The sequence below is a fragment of the Amycolatopsis echigonensis genome (assembly GCF_014174495.1).
Classification (GTDB): domain Bacteria; phylum Actinomycetota; class Actinomycetes; order Mycobacteriales; family Pseudonocardiaceae; genus Amycolatopsis; species Amycolatopsis echigonensis.
This window is the reverse complement of sequence record NZ_JACJHR010000209.1, coordinates 1-1,999: the sequence shown is the minus strand read 5'-3', so window position 1 is coordinate 1,999 and position 1,999 is coordinate 1. Positions and strand designations below refer to the sequence as shown.

The 1,999-nt window shown below is 71.5% G+C and carries 1 protein-coding gene and 1 pseudogene; both read right to left on the bottom strand.

All coding sequences use genetic code 11. The features are described from left to right. On the bottom strand, positions 1–1,283 hold a 1,283-nt coding region (locus tag H5411_RS46295), incomplete at its 3' end, for an MMPL family transporter (RefSeq protein ID WP_183128001.1). 65 nt (positions 1,284–1,348) lie between these two features. Next, a pseudogene (locus tag H5411_RS46290) lies at positions 1,349–1,999 on the bottom strand (MlaD family protein); the annotation flags it as partial.

The following is a 1,999-nucleotide window of genomic DNA, read 5'->3' as shown; positions in this document are numbered from 1 at the left end:
GCCACCGCGCCCGCGACGACGCCGGCGGCGACCCGAGCCCATCGAGGCGACGTCACCGCGCGCGGTGAGGAGACCATTTCATCGAGTGGCCGGTCCGGTTCGGCGGTGAACGAGAGGCCGCGGATGAGGAGCATGCCGACCAGCGCAGCGATGAGCCCGCCCATCGAAAGCGCGAGACCGAGCTCACGGACGAAGGGCAACGGCGAAAGCAGCAGCATCGCGAACGCCGCGGCGGTGGCGGTGGCGACCACCAGCACCACCCGGCGTCTGGCCTGCTGGGCGAAGTAGGTCGGGTAGTAGCTCCCGACGCCGAGCAGGACGGGGAGGAAGGCGACGACGCCGAGCGACAACGGCCGCCCGAGCCACCCGAAAACGGCGAGCGTCAGCCCGATCGCGACGACGGTCGTCATGACCGGCACCAGCCTGCGGCGCACCTTCCGGGTCCAGGGAATCAACAGGAAGCACGCGCCCACCGCGAGCAGGGCGGTCCCCCCGATCCACGGGATCTCGCGTTGCACCTGGTCGCCCAGGGACACGGCGATGACCGGGATACCGGACACCGTGATCCGCTGCGCGTCCGGCTTGGCCGTCGCGACGGCGTCACGAACCGCCTGCACCAGCCGTTCCGTGCCCTGCTGGTCCAGGCCTTCCCGCGGGCGGACGAGGATTGCCGCCGACCGGTCGGAGGGCACGACGAACCGCCACTGCGGGCGGGGCTGGCCGGCACCGGTGTACACGACCGTGTTCACGAAGGACGGATTGTGCAGGGTCGGGAGGCCGGCCGGCATGCCTTGGACCAGCAGCGGCCCGTACCGGGCGTCGAACGCGGCGACCGCGGCGTCGCCGGCCTTCTCCGCGTCCTTGCCGGTCTTGCCCTGCTGGGCTTGGGACCGGACGGCGTCGCGGCGTCCGGACAGCTCCGCGAGAAGGTCCTGTGTCCGCCCGGCGATCTGGTTCAGGGTCGTCCCGGGGCCGTAGGCGGCCGCGACGTCCGGGAGCCGTGACAGCCGGCCTTCGAGGTTGAGCAGCGTCGGCAGGTGCTGCTGGTCGAGCTGGGCCCGCGGCTGCCCGGACTCCAGCAGGACGACGATCGGGTCCCCACCGAAGGAGCCCGACTCCGCCTCGAACTGGCGCACCACCGGGTCGTCGGTGGGCAGGAACGAGTCCACGCTCGTCTCGACCCGCACCTTCGCGAGCCCGCCGAGCACGAAGCCCGCCGTCGCGAGCACGCCCAGTGCTACGAAGAGGCCGCGCTTGGTCGGCCGTCGCCAGAGGGCGCGCACCCTTCGCGCCCCTCCGCGGAGGAGGGAGCTCGGGGACAGCTTGCGCAACGACGGCCGACGCACCATCACTTCGTTCCCTTCTCCACTCGCGGGTACGGGCCGCCCTGGTACGGCCCCGGGTTCGAGGACTGGCCGGGTGCCGGGTACGGGTTGCTCTTGTCGAGGGGCGGGATGTTGTTGAGGTTGAGCGGGTTCCCGCGCAGGCTCTGCTCGTTGAGGATGATGAAGACGCGCAAGGCCGTGCCGTTGTCGTCGCCCCTCGACAGGGCCTGGCCCATGTTGGTGAACATCGCCGCGACGTCGTGCCCGTACGGCTGCAGGTAGGACAGCATCGGGTTGACGTCGCCGAGCGCGACGTTCAGCGTCGGCAGCAGCTGGTGGGCGTCGGCGGCCACCACCGGCACCCGCGCCAGTGTGTCCGGCGCGTGGTCGAGCACGCCGTTGAGCGAGGGCAGCAGGCCGCGCAGGTCGCCGGCGGTCTGCGGCAGCTGTTCCAGCGCCTTGCTCAGGTCCGGGGCGGCGGTGTTGAGGTTCTTCGCAACCGGCGCGAGCGAACCCGACAGCTCGTTCAGGCCGTCGCTCGCGCTCTTGGCCTTGTCCATGACGCCCGGCAGCTCCCGCATGACGGCCTGAAGGTCTTGCCCGCCGTCCGCGGTGGTCTTCGTCAAGGTGTCGGCGTCACGCACCAGCTGCGCGATCTGACCCTGGCGGGTGTC